Consider the following 16166-nt stretch of genomic DNA (forward strand, 5'->3'; position numbering starts at 1 on the left):
TAAAAGAATACGTAAATCAACGTCCATCGTATCTTGGATTGGTAACTTGGGGATCAATCAATTTAGTTAGGAATTAGGAGTGATGAGTGAGGAGTTAGAAAACTTCGTTCATTCATCTCGGAACTCAGAACTCCGTTCAGCTAACTTAAATACTTGTCCGCAAGCCTTTGACTTGACTCTCTAACTCTTAATTTTTTGATAAAGAGTATTGCGTTGTTGGTAAGGTCTTCCTAAAGAAGCGATCGCAGCTTGTAAGGTTTCCACTTCCATACACGTACCACCCAAAGCACCTGCCATTGTGGTAATATGCTCCTCCATCAATGTGCCACCGATATCATTACAACCCCAAACTAAGGCTTCCGTTGCACCTGCAAGCCCCAGTTTTACCCAACTTTGCTGATGGTTAGGAATCCAATTACCTAAGTAAATCCGCGCCACAGCGCCTAGCAGCAGTGCATCACTCAAAACTGGTTGATCGCGTCCGACACGGCGACGTAAGGGTTTGGGTGCTTCTTGCCCAACGAAGGGTAATAAAATAAACTCTGTGATGCTTGCTGGATATCCCTGATTAATGGCGGTTTGTTGGAGCGATCGCAATTTTTCTAAATGCCCAATTTGCTGTTCGTGGGTTTCAATATGCCCAGATAACATGGTGCTAGTGGTATGCAAGCCTAATTTGTGAGCGGTGCTAACAATTTCTAGCCAAGTGGCTGTGTCAATCTTCTCTGGACACAGTATCCGCCTAACTTCATCGTTTAACACTTCAGCTGCTGTTCCTGGCATTGAGCCAACACCAGCATCGCGCAAAGCAGCAATTACATCAGCATACCCAAGTCCATCAAGTCTGGCGATAAATTCTACTTCTTGGGGAGAAAAAGCATGTAAATGTATCTGAGGAAATTCCTGTTTAATGGTTTCCACGACCTTGAGATAATAAGGCAAAGATTTACCATTTATCTGCGCTTGTGGATTTAATCCCCCCTGCATACAGATTTCCGTCGCACCCCGTTGCACTGCATCTGTCGCTTTTTCCAAAATTTGCGCCGAATCTAACCAGTATGCACCGGCATCACCATCATCTCGACGGAAAGCACAAAAACTACAGTGCTGCTCACAAATATTAGTAAAGTTGATATTACGATTAATTACATAAGTAACCGTATCGCCTGCTTGAGTGTGGCGGAGTGTGTCGGATGTAGCACGTATCGCTGCGATCGCCTCCTCATCTGTTTGTTGTAACAATACCACTCCCTCTTCGAGAGATAAGTCGTATCCCATCAAGGCACGCTCAAGAATTTTTTCAACAGTAATTTTTGTCAGCATTACTTTCTTAACTTCTGAGTAAATTTTAATTTTAAGCTCTTGTAAATAATAAAATTCTACTTAATAAATACACCAAGTTCTGGAGAATCCCAAGAGCGGACATAAGTTTTGTCTTTAAAATTAATTTCTTGAGATTTTTTTTGTTTACTTTTTTTAGTTTCCATTGAAATAATCCCGCAAGGCTCAAAATCTTGATAGGAATCCTCTTTTTCTAAACTTGCCGAAATATTATTAACATTAATATGTTGAATTTTAAGTAATTTTTGATTACTTTGCTGCAAAAGTACCCATAAAGGGTATTCCCAAGGGTCATTCCCCATTGATAGCCCAATATTCGAGCATTTTTTGGAATTTAAAAACTCAACTGCTCCTGTGTAAGTACCTTTGAGGAATGGTCTATTACTAAAATACTGCTCAATTCTGGGGGTTTGGAATATATTGTTGCTATCAATAATAGGTCTGTACCTATTAAAAAACACCCACGGTAATGATGAGATTAGCAAAAATGTTACTATAAAAATTGCTATTTTTTGGTGTTTCAGCTTAGATAACACCACACCTACAAATGGAGAAATTAGGACAAACAAAGGTAAATGCAGACGACTATTCCAGGCTTGCCATTTTAGTAAGTAGCAAAATATCAAAAATGTAGATATGGTAGCAATGAGATAAGTAAAAATATAACTTTTTTTACGAAGAGATTTTCGACCCATAAAAATAATCATACATATCATTATTAGCGCTAGATGTAATAAATTACCAGCACTGTTTTCATTACCAGTTATCCCAATTGTTGACCAACCTCCTGGTACAAAGAATGTCTGGGAAAAAGTTATCCGAGGATCGTTATAATCTACACCAATGAATATATGTATAAGTTGAATTAATCTGTTCGCTTTTCCATTCCAGAAACCAATCGGTGTTCCTATATGTAAAGCAAGATTTCTCAGGATATTAGAAATGAGTATATTAACACCGAGTATTTCATTACGATAACCACTCGCTTCACCAAGTGGCGAAGCAAATAAATTATAATTGCGTAAATAGTGACTAATATTAAGCAACAAAGAGATACTTCCTACTATCAAAGCAGGCTTCCATGCTTGCCAGCGTAAGCGTTTAACCAGGTAAAAACCAAACCAAATTAAAAAGGGAAATACATAAAAATAAGCAGTTCCCTTGCTCAAAATAGCTAATCCTGTACTACTACCAATATTAAATGAATTCGTCCAAATCTCGCTTTTTCCGGCTTGGATAGTTGATAGTAAGTAGTAAGCAAGACAAACTAACCAAAATGCAGCTACATAATCATTTTGAGTGCTTGAAGCTTGCAAGATTCCCATAGGAATTGTTGCAGTTACAACCGCAGAGAAAATTTGAACTCGTAAATCTGTTCCGAGTTTTTTTGCAATTAATGACACTCCAATAATACAGCCAATCATACTGAACCATTGAACTAAATTAGCGAAGTAGTCACCACCACTGAGAATTTGAAAATGCAAAATCACGAACTCTGACCAAGGGTTTTGATATAGCTGTGGGGTATAACTTGTTGGATAATGAACAACGGTATGATTTTGTATCCAATAAGCAACACGACTCATGTGATAGTCCATAGAATCCCAATTATTGGGTGGTGCTATGATGGCAATTAATCCAACTGTCGCTACAACGAAACCTATGCCACATAACAATAAATTTACGATGGGTTTAATTTTAATATTTGTCTTTATTTGAGAAGAATTTATTTGCTCTGAGTTTGGAATTATTTGGTGATTTAACCGAAAATATATATAAATTAATGTGATACATATTAATCCCCAAGTTCCTAATATCCAGCCAAAAGTAATTAATTTAAAAATACTCAAAAATTCTGTGATTGCAGTGAGTAAAATTCCCCAGTAAGTAATTGCTAGTATCAGCGAATCACGCCAATCGCTACGTTTTTTATTAATTAACAAAAAAATAGTAATTAAGGAAATAAGAGGCAAGAGTATAAACATCAATAATATTATCCACTTTCAATCTAATTTCTGCTGTGGTAATTGTAATATGGGCTGAAGCCGCTTACTACTAGCTAATTTAATTAATTTTACACTGCGTAAGATACTTTGATTTATTCTTGCCCACTTAAGAGACTTCCAGTTTAAAAACATCCTATCTCCGGGGCGCAAAAGCTTGCGTCCCTGGAAATATGGAAATAATTTTGGATAATTGATTTTTTGCCAGTCTAAAAGTTAAGTAGGTAGGCGTAATTAAACATAAGATCAAACCTCACCCTCAATCCCTTTCCTTGGTAAGGAGAGGGATTGAGGGTGAGATTTTGTATTTAATTTGAGCAACTTACTTAATGCACATTGTTATATTGGCTGGAATTCTCACTAAAAGACTGATATTACTAATTTTCCCTTGCTTGTGGTGTGCGTCGATGTTGTATTAGCAATCCAATCGCCATACCGATGCCGACAAAGGCTGTAAAGTAGAATAAACCAATCAATCGGATATAAATTGGTGGTGCGATCGCTTCAACTTCAACTTCTTGTGCTACCTTCACTGGTATAAATTGACGGCTAGATCCTGGTAGAGGAGTTGCTTCCACCTCGATTTTGTGGGGTGAACCATCAAAAAATTGCTCTAGCCATGTTAACTTCCCTTGTTCGTCAGGAATACCTTTGTAGTCAAAGACTGTTAAATTATGTTCTGTAGCGATCGCTTTCACCTGTAACGCTACATCTCTAATAGATTGTCCAGTTGCGCTATCTTTCACCTGTAATGATAAGTTCGCAAGTTTTCCTACAGTTGCGTTTTTATCTCCCTCAAGGTTAATTTCCAATCCCTGAGATTTTTGAGATGATGGTGCGATTGCCTCGGTACTACTTGAGTGGTGTTCGCTGCCATGAGCTTCGGCAACTTCTGCACTAATGTTGATAACTAATAGGGTTACTATAGCTACCACTGTCAATGCACTTAATAAAAGGCGGACTGACTGTGGTGCAATTTCTCCTTGTTGGAGTTCTTCTTGTCCGCCAATAATCCAACCACCCAACAATCCAAGTGATAGTAAAATAGCTGCAATAACAGCAAAGTATTTATATTTAATTGGATTTTCCCGAACATTCAGATTTAAAGTTTGCTGATATGGGGCAAAGGCATTTGCTACCAAAGGTGACACATTTACCAGCAGTTGGTAATTACCACGAATGGGTAACATCTGTTTAATTTCTAGCTTCCCATCAGGTGCAGTAGCATCCATTTGTAGCAATTTTGTTCCCTCAACAATGGGAAAATCTGTTGTTAACCAAGGATTCCGACTAGGCGTCAGAATTTGTAAGCCAATTTTGGCATTTTCTAATGGTTTACCCGCAGCATTAACAGCTTGTAACGTCAGGTTAACGGGAGATTGTGGTCTTTCTGCCTCTGCTTCAAAAGGGAGAATACGTTCTAAAGGCGGGTTAGTGGAGAGTAGCACTCTGGATGTAGGAATTTGGGAATTCCCTACAAAGGAATAAAGAATTGACAAAGTGATGCAAACAGCGCTGATAACTCCAAAAAACCGATATTTTTTCATAAAAACTTACGGGAAGTGTGAAACTAATGTATCTTTTGCAACTGAAACTTAAATAGCAGTAGATGAAAGTTAAAGCAAAAAAATCCAAGTCAAAGAATTAGTCATAAATCAAACACCATTTTAAATCCAGTTAAGGTGATGTAGAGATGGGAAATAAAGCATCTCTACAAAACCTAAAAGTTATATCCAAGCAAAAACACTGGCGCGAAATCTGCGCTGTTTTAGCGTCGTAACTTTGTTAGATGTCAAAGCATTGCTTCATGCACCTAAAAAATCTTGGGATTATGATAATTTAGTGACATGCAACGCCTAAGGTGTGGTGACGCGCTGAGTGTGCTGTGTTATGAACCGCAGGATAGGTGGAGAACAAAACAGTCCAGATAACTAAAGAAGATAGCAGCATATAGAGTGTTACCTGCACAGGCTTGGATAAGGTAATACCTGCGGTCTTCTGCAATACTGAAATATGAGAAAAATTAGTCATTTTTGACCTCCTATAATGAATTCGGGTAACTCATCAATCAAAGGGCATTATGCCCCTTGATTGCAAAAAGATATACGATCAACTTTGTCTTTGACAAGTGTGTATCAAATGTATTGAGTAATTGGGCTTTAGTGAATACTATACTATCCTTTGAAGCTCGACTGATCATGAAGCATAAATCTCCACATAAAGTCCATACAAATAACAAAAGAATGACACATGGATTTGAATGATGACATTTTCAAAGCTGATAACACGAAGGTAACAGATTAAAATTTAAAATTGGTCATATTGCCAAGCATCCAAAATTCCTTGAAATGCAATTGATATTATCTCTAAGCCAATTAAATACGCCACAGATTACCAAGAGGTTTTATATTAAAGGTGTTATTATACTCATTGCTTGTACCTAAAATAATGCTAAAGCAATAAGCATATCAGAAATAGGCATGAAAAGTTAGTTTTATTTCAATCTTATTTATACATAAAAGTATCGTATAAATACTGTAAAGTTTAAAAATAATTGGCTGTACTTTTCAGGGACTGATTCTAGCTTTATCTAGATTTAGCAACTTAACTAGCTATTTTGAAGCGCTATAAAATTATTGACAATAATTATTAATTCCTCTAATATTTAAAAGCAATTGCAAATCTTTTGCAATTCTTTTTTGGCGCTAACCGTAACTAAATGTCATGCCCAACAATTTCGTTCTAGGTAACAGAAAACCCTGGAGCCGCCGTCAATTATTGCAGCTGGGACTAGCAGGCGCTGGAGTGACTGGTGCAGTTGGACTTTGGCAAATGCTAAATCTGCCAAGTAAGTCAATGGTCAAAGTGCCACCATTCGATATTGAAGTACCAGACGACGTTACTAACCCGATGAGGATGTTAAGAGATTTTGATTATGGGACGGTAAAGCAAGAAAATGGGCGGACTATCAGAGAATTTCAGTTAACTGCCGGTACTTCCATAATAAAACTCAATAGTGCTGTCTCTTACAACATCTGGGATTTAAACGGTCGCATACCAGGGCCAACGCTACGGGCAAAACAGGGCGATCGCATCCGGGTACTATTTCTCAACAATGCGGGACATTCTCACTCTTTGCATTTTCATGGCGTTCATCCGGCAGAAATGGATGGTATTCGCCCAATCAGCAATGGTAGTGCCACAATTTATGAATTTGATGCTGAACCTTATGGCGTTCACTTATACCACTGCCATATTGAACCAGTCACCCGCCACATCGCCAAGGGATTGTATGGAATGTTCATCATCGATCCACCTACCCCCCGTCCCCCGGCTGATGAGATGGTACTAGTGATGGGTGGGTATGACGTGAATGATGATAGCCATAATGATTATTACGCCTTCAACGGTCTGCCCCACTATTACATGCATAACCCGATTCGCATTTACAAAGATCAGTTGATTCGGCTGTATGTTCTCAACATCATTGAATACGATCCGGCGGTGACGTTTCATCTCCACGCCAACTTCTTTGATGTCTATCGCTATGGCATGAGTATGACTCCTAGCGAGAAAGCTGATGTAATTACGATGGGTATGGCAGAAAGGCACATTTTGGAATTTGCTTTTCGCTACCCAGGTAAGTATATGTTCCATCCCCATCAAGATGCGATCGCAGAAAACGGTTGCATGGGTCAATTTGAAGTACTTGCTGAGAGTAGCTCTCAAAATCCTATTAAAAAGTCCTGACGATATTATTAGTAATTCGTAATTTATTAAAATTTTAGATAAATAGTTGATAAAAAATCTCATTATATGAGACAGTAAATATCTATGACAATGTGTCAAACAAACTACTTTCTAGTAGTAGTTTGAAATGTTTCAATTAATACCTTTTTTAGTTGTGCGAGGAGCAAAAATGATAAAACTTCGTTATATCTGTTTAACGGCAGCAGCAGCCTTAATAGTTACCTTGAGTTCCTGTAGTGGTACACCAACCGCAGAAAATCCATCAGCACCAGTTGCTAGCCCTCCAGCTACAGAGGCAGTAAGTAGTAACAGTCACAGTGGCCACGGTGGCAAAGAAAAAATTAACATTAACACTGCTATATTGTCAGAATTAGATAAGTTTGAAGCCAAACTAGGCGTTCCGGCTTTATCGAACAAAATCCAGGCAAGTCGTCCTTATGGTAGCCCAGAAGATTTAGTTACTAAAAAAGTAATTACTCAAGAGCAGTTCGACCAAATTAAAGACCAGGTTGGTGTTCAAGAAGTGGCACTCACGGGTGAGGCAAAAGATGTTGACTATATGTCTAAATTAGGCTTAATGAAAGGGCATCTTTTGGTAGCACGAGAACTGCTGGATCAGAATCAGCCCAAACAAGCAGAACCTCATATTGGACATCCAGTTGAAGAGATTTATGTTGACGTAGAAGATCAACTTAATGAGCGCAAAGTCAAAGAATTTAAGACAACATTGGTAAGTTTGCAAGACTTAGTAAAATCTAGTCCGAAGGATAGCAAAGTTAAAACCAATTTTACTTCTTCAGTGCAAGCAGTTGATGGAGCGATCGCAGCTTTGCCAGCAGATGAACGCTCAAAGCCAGGATTTGTGCTAAAGGTAATTAACGAATTGCTAGATTCAGCCAACTCAGAATATGGCGCTGCGATCGCAAATGGTAAAATAACCGCACCAATTGAGTATCAAGACTCCCGTGGTTTTGTATTTTACGCCAATGAATTATACAAAGGGATTTCTAGTCAAGTAGCTCAAGCAGATCCCGAAGCACACAAAGCGATCGATACTAGTTTCGCTGAACTCATAAAAGTTTGGCCTGCTGCCATCCCACCAGCAAAAGCAGTCAAAACTACTAATGATGTTACCAAGCTAGTGAAAACCATTGAGGAAAACTCTCAAAAAGTGGTTGACAAATCCAATACCCAAGCACAGCGATAACACTTTCTTTTAATGGGAAGCAGATGGTAAGGAGTTTAAAATAGTTAGGAGTTAGGAGTTATGAATTATGAGTTATGAGTTATGAGTTATGAATCCCGAACTCCTAACTTACAACTCCTAACTCCTCACTCCTAGCTCCTAACTCATGAAAATTCGTTACTTGAACTAACAACTGATGCAAGAACTTGACCAGAAAAAAACCATTGACCTGCTGAACGCCATCATGGAATTTGAACTAGCAGGAGTAGTGCGTTATACACATTATTCTTTGATGGTGACTGGCCCTAACCGTATTCCAATCGTGGCTTTTTTTAAAGCACAGGCAACTGAATCTTTACTTCATGCCGAACAAGTAGGAGAAATTCTCACCGGTTTAGATGGGCATCCCTCCCTGAAAATTGCCCCAATGGAAGAAACCTACCAGCATAAAGTCAAGGATATCTTGGAAGAAAGCTTATCCCACGAAAAAAAGGCATTGGATCTGTATAAAAATCTGCTCGATACTGTTACCAATGCCAGCATTTATCTTGAAGAATTCGCTCGCGGCATGATTGGGCAAGAAGAGATGCATAATCTCGAACTCAAAAAGATGCTACGCGATTTTAGTTAATAGTTATTAGTCCTTAGTCATTAGTCATTAGTTAAATTCAAATGACAAATGACTAATGACAAAGGACAAAAAACAAAGGATAAAAGATGGATTTTAGTACTGCTCTACCTACTTTTGTAATAACGCTCCGAGAAGGAGTAGAAGCTGCCCTTGTTGTTGGTATAGTGCTAGCTTTACTGAAAAAAGCTGAACAATCTCGGCTTAACTCTTGGGTATATGCTGGTGTCGGCGTTGGTATTGTCGTCAGTGCCTTAATAGGCGTGCTATTCAGTTCGATAATTCAAATACTGGGAGCAGCGAATCCTCAATACACCACCGTAGTTGAGCCAGCGTTGGAGGGTGTGTTTAGTGTGTTAGCGATCGCAATGCTCAGTTGGATGCTAATCTGGATGACTAAACAAGCCAGATTTATGAAAGCTACAGTTGAGGGAGCAGTAACAGAAGCACTGACACAAAATTCAAATGCTGGTTGGGGTGTTTTTACTTTAATTTTAATTGCCGTTGTCCGCGAAGGTTTTGAAACTGTTCTGTTCGTTGCTGCTAATTTTCAACAGGGATTAATGCCAGCATTGGGTGCTGTTGGTGGTTTGGTAGCGGCATCCGCCATTGGGGTGTTGTTATTTAAAGGGGGTGTCAAAATTAACATCCGCCAGTTTTTCCAGGTAATGGGCGTTTTATTAGTATTAATTGTCGCTGGGTTAGTAGTTTCAGCCTTGAAACATTTCGACGAAGCAGTGGCTAACCTTGCCCTTAGCAGTCGCGCCACAGAAGGACTTTGTTTCTATTACGAACGTTTTACAAAAGTCCACTCTTGTATTTTGGGGCCAATGGTTTCAAATACTTCTACAATCTTACCTGACGAACAGTTTCCTGGCATTATTCTCAAATCTTTATTTGGTTATAGAGACAATCTCTATCTTGTGCAAGCAGTAGGATATGTGGCATTTTTACTCACCATTGGAGGACTGTATTTCCGTAGCCTTGGAGGTGCTTTTCCTAAAGCTAAAAAAAATATCCCCTTTGGTCAAAAACCAATTAGTTCTGCAAAAGATTAAAAGCATAGTCAGTTGCCTTGTTCCCAGTCTATCTATGACTGGGAATCACCTTAGCGATCGCTTACCATCCAGCACTGGTTTAAAGATTGACTGTAAGACAAAGTACTATAAGTTGATAGTAATAGCAAATTTATTTAAGCAGGAACCTATTACAAATTATTTTTTCAATCCTAAATATGTTAGAGATTGCTGATTTCTGGGCTTCTAAGCTTTTGTCGTTATATTGCGATCGGCATTTGTCACCAACACGGAGTAACCAAAGCTGCCCTAGAGCGGATTAGGCAATGAGCAAAACTTTTATATTAAATTCCTTACTGTTGCTTTCTCAAATACCCAATCCGGAAGCAAAATTTTTAGATTTAAAAAATAAATTAGAAAAAAAAGGGTTTCAGGTAATCATTGCACTACCACCAAAGCGAGGAGCTTATGGGTTACTAAGAGAAACTGACAAAAAAATTTGGATTAATCCTATAGTGTTTGAGTTACATATTGGGACTCAAACATTAATCCATGAAACTGTTCATGCAGCGCAGGTATGTGCCGGAAAAGGAAAAATCAAAACTTTAGGCTTGGACATTCAACCAAGCAATTATGCTAGACCATTTTTTAAACGTTATACCGATGTCAAACGACAAGATTTAGAAAGAGAAGCCTATGCAGTACAAACTCAACCTAATAGTTTTGAATTAGCTGTATCTCTTCTTCAAAAACACTGTAAATAGCTAGTTTTTAGAGTTTTTGAGAAGGCAAAACCGTCATTATTTAACTGCTTTGCAATAACAAGTGTTGAGTGTTGCCGAATGAGAATCTTGAGTGCAAAGAATGCTTGAAAAAGTGAATTGATTAATGATTTTTTAGGTACAAAAGAACGACAAAGATGTTTTGCGGTAGTTTCAAACTGATTTTAATGTTGAAGTAATCATAGTAATTGTCGGATTCATCTTGTCTTACTATTGGATACAGGCATTTGTAAGACGACCTAAGTGCCCTGCGCTACAAACAAGGCTTGCTTAAGCTGCTGACAAGCCTTTTCAATTGCATCTATACTACCTGGATTCACCAGACCATAATAATCAAACACATAGACTCGGTTATTTTTAGTTGCTTGCAGTTGTTGCCAAAAAGCTTCCTTTTTCAACGAATCTAAAAGCGCTGCTTCCGAATTCCCTTGTGGGGGATTAACCAAAATTATCACCTCTGGATTTGCTTCTAAAACCTTCTCAGCCGAAAGCGTCACATAGCCACCAATAGGACTTTTACCTTGTAAATCTGCTGCTATATTTTTCGCCTGGAATTTCGCCAGCAAATCTCCTGCCCAACTATTTTTATTCGGGGCTAAAATTGGTTGACGACTAACCAGCGCTAGAGTAGAAAAACCCGGAGTTGGCTTCTTTGGCAAGAAAGTTTTGTAACGATTTAACAAAGGCTGAGGATCAGCGTCAATTGATTTAGCAAGTGTTTTAGTTAGTTCTTTTAGAGATTCCCAGTTATTCACCTTAGTGAGAAAGGTCGGAATTCCTAGCTGCTGAAGTTTTTGAATTGGGATGTTAGAAAAACCTTCTGCACCAATAACTAAATCTGGTTTTAGCGCTACCACTTTTTCTAAATTTGGCGGACTTTGCCCTTCACTAACACGGGGAATATCCTTGAATCTTGAGTCATTCTTAAATAGTTTACTACCAGTGATTCCGACAATTTTTGTTTGATTGAGTCGAGAAATAATATCAGCAGAAAGAGAAGAAAGAGCAACAACTCTTTTTGCTGATCCTTTTGGTAATTGCTGATAATTTGTGTTTATCGCCTCCGTAGTGCTTGTGATTTTTGTTTGTGGCTGCTGAGTGTTTACAGTTGTGCAAGCAGCTAAAAATATACTCATCAAAAGTGCTAAAGCAGATAAAAGCCAACGACGATGCATATTAAAATTCCTTTTGGGGTAAGAATGGCATAAGCAGATTTTTACTAACTAAGGTACAGGCAGAATCTACCCAATAACAGACTAAGCTTGGTGTGGATTCAGATGTTTTATACTTCCCTATATGTGTTTATGTCTTTATCAAAAAATTCAGCAACACAAACAAGCCTTTAGTAGTCTTAAAAAAATAGGTTTAAAAACCCCTTCTTATTTGAATGTATAATTGTATACAGTTTGCCCACAATTATCTGAATTGGGGTCGATGATTATTGTGTCCATCTACTGCTAGATATGTCTAACCATCCCTTGAACGTTGCAAGATCAACATTATTTTGGCGGCGTCTATTCGCTATTGTTTTCACTAGTAGTTCGTTACTTCCCAACTTTGGAAGCGAACCGGCAAGGGCACAAGTAACCCAGTATTGTCAATTATCATCAACGGCGGCACAAGAAAAAGACAACTTACGTTTGTCAGCGCTCAAAGGCAAACCAGATGCCCAAACCCGCTACCAAAACATTCTAAAAAAACAGGCACAGGAATTACAGGAGTGCCGCACTAGGACTTGGCCGCAAATCCAAGCCATTTGGTTGCGCTTGTATCCTTGTGACATTCAGCCAGGAATAATTGATCAGATTATGGATCGGATTGTCAACCGTGGCTACAACCAAGTTTATTTAGAAGTATTTTACGACGGGCAGGCATTATTGCCAGCAAAAGCTAACCCGACGGTTTGGCCTTCTGTAATTCGCACCCCAGGAGCAGAAAACGCCGATATACTCGCCACAGCAATTCAAAAAGGTCGGCAACGCGGTTTAAAGGTTTACGCCTGGATGTTTACTACCAATTTCGGCTATACTTACGCCCAGCGCCGAGATAGAGAAGGTGCGATCGCTCGTAATGGCAAAGGTCAAACGAGCCTATATGTAGTAGATAACGGCTCTCAAGTATTTATCGACCCCTACAACTTGCAAGCAAAACGCGACTACTTCCAATTAGTAAAAGAAATTTTACGCCGTCGCCCAGATGGCTTGCTATTAGACTATGTACGCTATCCCCGACAAGCAGGAAGTGATTCCATCGCCACCAAAGTTTCAGATTTATGGCTATTTAGTCCTGCAACCCAAGAAGCTTTATTTAAACGGGCACTGAATTACAAAGGGCTGGACTTGATTCGGCGCTTTTTGAGTAAGGGATTCGTCGGCGCCGGAGATATAGCGGAAGTTGATAAACTTTATCCCCAAGAAGGGGAACCTTTGTGGCAAGGACGCATTCCCCCATTAGCGCAAAAGTCAATCCTGCCTGCAACCGATAGACAACCGCTTTTACAATGGGAGTTGTGGCAGCTTGCCGTTGCCCACGCCATGCAAGGAATTTTAGATTTTGTCACCTTAGCCAGTTATCCAGCAAAGCAGCAAGGTATTCCCACAGGAGTAGTGTTTTTCCCGGATGGCAACCAAACTGTAGGGCAAGGGTATGATTCCCGTTTGCAACCTTGGGATCGGTTCCCCACTTCATTACAGTGGCATCCTATGGCTTATGGGAATTGCGGTAATGTCAGTTGTATTGTGACACAAGTGCAACGAGTTTTGAGTATGGCAAAACCGGGTACGCAGATAATTCCAGCTTTAGCAGGCAAATGGGGAGAATCCGTTAGTAATCGTCCATCCCTAGAAGCGCAAATGCAGGCACTTCGCAAATTTTCCCCTCAACTGAAGGGAGTTAGCCATTTTGCCTATTCTTGGCAATATCCTGAGAGTGATAACGATCGCAAATTTTGTCGTACTCGGTAAACAGCAGATACAGCAGAAAAGTTTCCCTCATCTCCCCAATCACTTAATTGCGTCGTTATCAAATAGATTTATATCCCACATCCGGCTGAATCCCTCACTAATTGATTCTGAGTTCAGTATTCTTCAATTAACTTAACGTGAGTTCGACGGTTAGAAAAAGGCAAAAAGTTTGCTAAATTTTTAAATATTCTGTAAACCTAGAATATACCTATTTTAGCTACTACAAATTATTGAGGATTAACTATGGAACCTGTTTCTATGATTATTGCGGCTTTAGGTGCTGGTGCGATCGCTGCTACTAAGGATACCGCAGGAACAGCCGTTAAAGATGCCTATCAGGGGTTGAAAACCTTGATTAAGAAGAGATTTGAAAGTGAACCAAAAGCACAAATGGTTCTGGAAGAACACGAAACAGACCCTGAAACCTATGAAGCACCACTTAAAAAGAAATTAGCGGAAGCTGGTGCTGATCAAGATGCAGAAATTATTAAGTTAGCGCAGGAGTTGCTGAAACAGTTAAAACCTGAAGAGTCAGCAGCAGGTAAATACAATACAGTGTTTCAAGGAGAAGTGAAAGGGATTCAGGTGGGCGATCGCAACACACAAGAAAATAAATTTGGCTAGAAGCCACTGGAGCATCTAGATGGCTGAAGAGAGTTCCAAATACCACTCAACTTTTCAAAATGAAGTCAAAGGTGCTGTAGTTGGTGAAGGAAACATTATCTACAACTACTTCTACTCTAGGGAAGAGGTAAAACCTGTTGATTCTGCGATCGCTGTTGATGAATATCTCCCTTGTCCTTATCAGGGTTTGTTTCATTTTGGCCCCAATGATGCTGAGTTTTTCTTTGGGCGGGAAATATTTATAGAACAACTTTATAGTGTAACTAAAACCAATAATTTTATACCCGTGCTGGGTGCATCGGGAAGCGGTAAATCTTCGGTGGTATTAGCTGGATTAGTCCCTAAGTTAGAAAAAGAGGGTCATTGGCAGTTTACTCACTTTCGTCCTGGCTCCGATCCTTTCCATGCGATCGCTTTAGCTCTTGTTCCTCTTTATACACCCAACTTAAATGAAACCAAACAAATTATCCAAGCGCGAGAGTTAGCTGATTATTTGCAAAAAGGCTCTGTTCCTCTCTCGGACGTTTTTGCTAAAATTCTGCAAAATCACCCTAATCATCGAGTTCTGTTGATTGCTGACCAATTTGAAGAAATTTACACACTCTGTAACAATCAGGAAATTCGCCGTAAGTTTCTCGATTGCTTATTAGCCAGTTTAGAAACTCCTATTTTTCTGTCTTCATCGGCTACGGTGTTGGTAGCAACGATGCGGGCAGATTTTTTAGGAAATGCTCTCTCTTATCGTCCCTTCGCTGATGTCTTGCAAAATGCTGATGTGAAACTGGGGCCAATGAATCGAGAGGAACTAAAAGAAGTCATTGAAAAACCTGCCCAAAAATTACGGGTAACATTTGAAACAGGAATGGTAGAACGCATTCTCAATGATGTGGAAGACCAACCTGGAAATTTACCTTTGCTAGAGTTTGCATTAACAGAATTGTGGAATAAGCGAACGGGTAAACAATTAACTCACAAAATCTATGAAGAAATTGGTCAAGTAGAAGGTGCGTTAGCTCGCTATGCTGATGAGAAATATGGCAACTTGACAGATGATGAGAAGGAAAAAGTGCGGCGCATTTTTATTCAATTGGTGCGTCCGGGTGAGGGAGCAGAAGATACCAGACGCATAGCAATGAAAGCGGAATTGGGGGAGCAAAGCTGGTCTTTGGTAAAAAAATTAGCTGATGCTCGGTTGGTGGTGACAAGTCGCAATGCTACCAGTCAAGAAACGGTAGAGGTAGTTCATGAAGCTCTAATTCGCAATTGGGGAGAACTACGAGAATGGATGAATGCAAACCGCGTTTTTAGAGCTTGGCAAGAGCGACTGCGGTCAGCAAAGGGACAATGGGAAGCAACGAAGCAAGATTCCGGGTCATTATTGCGTGGTGCGGCTTTGGCGGAAGCAGAAGAAAGACTGAAAGAACGCCCAGAAGACCTAATTTATGAGAAAGAATTTATTGAGCAGAGTATCCAAGAACGCGATCGCATCAAACAAGCTGAAGCAGCCCACAGGAAGCGCGAAATCAGAACTGCTTGGGGAATTGTAGCAGGTTCATTGGTAGCAGTGGTGATTAGTACAGGATTGGGGTTAATCGCTTGGCAAAACACAAAACAAGCGGAACTCAATCTTGCAGATTCTCTCGGTTCTTCTTCCTTGTCTTTACTCGATAGAAGAAAAGAGTTGGATGCTTTTGTCAAAGCAATTAAAGCGGGAAAAATCCTGCAAAACCAGCACGTATACAACTCAGTGGTAATGAATGCCTTGCAAAAAGCTCTAAATGAGAGCAGCGAACGCAATCGCTTGCAAGGGCATGAGAGGGATGTCTGGAGCGTAAATTTTAGCCCCGACGGCAATACTTTGGCTTCTGGCAGT

Annotated in this window: 12 protein-coding genes and 1 pseudogene; 8 read left to right on the forward strand and 5 right to left on the reverse strand. The window is 39.6% G+C overall.

Annotated elements, in window-relative coordinates:
- Nucleotides 1-180: 180 nt before the first annotated feature.
- The 4 genes from cofH to ACFE90_RS05535 form a co-directional block, all read right to left on the reverse strand.
- A complete protein-coding gene (cofH, locus tag ACFE90_RS05520; protein WP_375498490.1) occupies nt 181-1323 on the reverse strand; it encodes a 7,8-didemethyl-8-hydroxy-5-deazariboflavin synthase subunit CofH in 1143 nt (380 codons plus the stop codon).
- Between the two features lie 56 nt (nt 1324-1379).
- On the reverse strand, nt 1380-3326 hold the full coding sequence (locus tag ACFE90_RS05525) for an ArnT family glycosyltransferase (RefSeq protein WP_375498492.1): 1947 nt from the start codon (nt 3324-3326) through the stop codon (nt 1380-1382).
- A gap of 395 nt (nt 3327-3721) precedes the next feature.
- Nucleotides 3722-4891: a hypothetical protein gene (locus ACFE90_RS05530; RefSeq protein ID WP_375498494.1), complete on the reverse strand. Its 1170-nt coding sequence runs from the start codon at nt 4889-4891 to the stop codon at nt 3722-3724.
- A 292-nt stretch (nt 4892-5183) separates the two neighbouring features.
- Nucleotides 5184-5375: a CbtB domain-containing protein gene (locus ACFE90_RS05535; RefSeq protein WP_375498496.1), complete on the reverse strand. Its 192-nt coding sequence runs from the start codon at nt 5373-5375 to the stop codon at nt 5184-5186.
- Nucleotides 5376-6068: 693 nt separating this feature from the next.
- On the opposite strand from ACFE90_RS05535, the gene ACFE90_RS05540 reads away from it, so the two are divergent.
- From ACFE90_RS05540 to ACFE90_RS05560, 5 genes are all read left to right on the forward strand, one after another.
- Nucleotides 6069-7094, forward strand: coding sequence for a multicopper oxidase domain-containing protein (locus tag ACFE90_RS05540; protein ID WP_375498498.1), 1026 nt, complete (start codon nt 6069-6071; stop codon nt 7092-7094).
- 169 nt (nt 7095-7263) lie between these two features.
- Entirely contained in the window at nt 7264-8301 is a 1038-nt protein-coding gene (locus ACFE90_RS05545) for a helix-hairpin-helix domain-containing protein (protein WP_375498500.1), read from the forward strand.
- A gap of 175 nt (nt 8302-8476) precedes the next feature.
- A complete protein-coding gene (locus tag ACFE90_RS05550; RefSeq protein WP_375498502.1) occupies nt 8477-8911 on the forward strand; it encodes a bacterioferritin in 435 nt (144 codons plus the stop codon).
- 86 nt (nt 8912-8997) lie between these two features.
- Nucleotides 8998-9966, forward strand: a complete 969-nt coding sequence (locus ACFE90_RS05555) for an FTR1 family protein (RefSeq protein WP_375498504.1) — start codon at nt 8998-9000, stop codon at nt 9964-9966.
- 284 nt (nt 9967-10250) lie between these two features.
- The gene (locus tag ACFE90_RS05560) at nt 10251-10688 is read left to right on the forward strand and encodes a hypothetical protein (RefSeq protein WP_375498506.1); all 438 of its coding nucleotides are present in this window, start codon (nt 10251-10253) and stop codon (nt 10686-10688) included.
- A 257-nt stretch (nt 10689-10945) separates the two neighbouring features.
- Here ACFE90_RS05560 and ACFE90_RS05565 read toward each other — a convergent pair whose 3' ends face one another.
- The gene (locus tag ACFE90_RS05565) at nt 10946-11881 is read right to left on the reverse strand and encodes an ABC transporter substrate-binding protein (protein ID WP_375498508.1); all 936 of its coding nucleotides are present in this window, start codon (nt 11879-11881) and stop codon (nt 10946-10948) included.
- 288 nt (nt 11882-12169) lie between these two features.
- On the opposite strand from ACFE90_RS05565, the gene ACFE90_RS05570 reads away from it, so the two are divergent.
- The 3 genes and pseudogenes from ACFE90_RS05570 to ACFE90_RS05580 all read left to right on the forward strand — a co-directional run.
- Nucleotides 12170-13669: a family 10 glycosylhydrolase gene (locus tag ACFE90_RS05570; RefSeq protein ID WP_375498510.1), complete on the forward strand. Its 1500-nt coding sequence runs from the start codon at nt 12170-12172 to the stop codon at nt 13667-13669.
- A 243-nt stretch (nt 13670-13912) separates the two neighbouring features.
- A complete protein-coding gene (locus ACFE90_RS05575) occupies nt 13913-14293 on the forward strand; it encodes a hypothetical protein (RefSeq protein WP_375498512.1) in 381 nt (126 codons plus the stop codon).
- Between the two features lie 19 nt (nt 14294-14312).
- Nucleotides 14313-16166: pseudogene (locus tag ACFE90_RS05580) on the forward strand (WD40 repeat domain-containing protein); the annotation flags it as partial.

The sequence above is a fragment of the uncultured Nostoc sp. genome, assembly GCF_964245445.1.
Classification (GTDB): domain Bacteria; phylum Cyanobacteriota; class Cyanobacteriia; order Cyanobacteriales; family Nostocaceae; genus Nostoc.

Bases quoted from the DNA above. Each gene is read 5' to 3' on its own strand.
- ACFE90_RS05575 (WP_375498512.1), top strand. From the start codon at position 13,913: ATGGAACCTGTTTCTATGATTATTGCGGCTTTAGGTGCTGGTGCGATC.
- ACFE90_RS05550 (WP_375498502.1), top strand. From the start codon at position 8,477: ATGCAAGAACTTGACCAGAAAAAAACCATTGACCTGCTGAACGCCATC.
- ACFE90_RS05555 (WP_375498504.1), top strand. From the start codon at position 8,998: ATGGATTTTAGTACTGCTCTACCTACTTTTGTAATAACGCTCCGAGAA.
- ACFE90_RS05565 (WP_375498508.1), bottom strand. From the start codon at position 11,881: ATGCATCGTCGTTGGCTTTTATCTGCTTTAGCACTTTTGATGAGTATA.
- ACFE90_RS05530 (WP_375498494.1), bottom strand. From the start codon at position 4,891: ATGAAAAAATATCGGTTTTTTGGAGTTATCAGCGCTGTTTGCATCACT.
- ACFE90_RS05540 (WP_375498498.1), top strand. From the start codon at position 6,069: ATGCCCAACAATTTCGTTCTAGGTAACAGAAAACCCTGGAGCCGCCGT.
- ACFE90_RS05560 (WP_375498506.1), top strand. From the start codon at position 10,251: ATGAGCAAAACTTTTATATTAAATTCCTTACTGTTGCTTTCTCAAATA.
- ACFE90_RS05545 (WP_375498500.1), top strand. From the start codon at position 7,264: ATGATAAAACTTCGTTATATCTGTTTAACGGCAGCAGCAGCCTTAATA.
- ACFE90_RS05525 (WP_375498492.1), bottom strand. From the start codon at position 3,326: ATGTTTATACTCTTGCCTCTTATTTCCTTAATTACTATTTTTTTGTTA.
- ACFE90_RS05570 (WP_375498510.1), top strand. From the start codon at position 12,170: ATGTCTAACCATCCCTTGAACGTTGCAAGATCAACATTATTTTGGCGG.
- ACFE90_RS05535 (WP_375498496.1), bottom strand. From the start codon at position 5,375: ATGACTAATTTTTCTCATATTTCAGTATTGCAGAAGACCGCAGGTATT.
- cofH (WP_375498490.1), bottom strand. From the start codon at position 1,323: ATGCTGACAAAAATTACTGTTGAAAAAATTCTTGAGCGTGCCTTGATG.